This window comes from Rhizobium freirei PRF 81, assembly GCF_000359745.1.
Lineage (GTDB): Bacteria > Pseudomonadota > Alphaproteobacteria > Rhizobiales > Rhizobiaceae > Rhizobium > Rhizobium freirei.
This window is the reverse complement of record NZ_AQHN01000015.1, coordinates 1-491: the sequence shown is the minus strand read 5'-3', so window position 1 is coordinate 491 and position 491 is coordinate 1. Positions and strand designations below refer to the sequence as shown.

1 protein-coding gene is annotated in these 491 nt (G+C 57.2%); it reads left to right on the top strand.

Annotation, left to right across the window (positions count from 1 at the left end; translation table 11 throughout):
* Positions 1–249: hypothetical protein (locus RHSP_RS06625; protein WP_157385306.1), on the top strand; the 249-nt coding region annotated here is incomplete at its 5' end.
* Positions 250–491 lie beyond the last annotated feature (242 nt).

The following is a 491-nucleotide window of genomic DNA, read 5'->3' as shown; positions in this document are numbered from 1 at the left end:
GGAGTTCTGACGACCGCCCAGACAGCGGCGTTGAACTCCGCACAGATCGGCGCCCTGTCGACTGCCGATATCGCGGCCTTCTCGACCGCGGATATCGCCGCCATCACGACCACGGCGGTAGCGGGTCTCTCGACGGCAGATATCGGCAGCCTGTCGAGCAATCAAGTACAGGCGATCACGACGACCCAGATACAGGCGATGAACACCGATCAAGTGGCAGCCGTCATTGCCGCTTACCACTCAGCCTGAAGTTAAGCGCGTAAGCCTGTCGCGCGATCAGAGGCGAACGAAACGAACTAATCACGGCGCCCGCAAGGCGCCGTGATTTTATCTTGGCGCCAACTGCCGAAATACGCCTTTTGTTATTGCCAGAAATTCGCAGACCAGCCCCCTGACGCATGGACCCTCGGCGCGTTAATATAAATCGCCGATCGATGGCTCTACCCAAGGTATTGTTTTTCTGCGCTTTTCGACCAAAAGAAAGTTCAGCG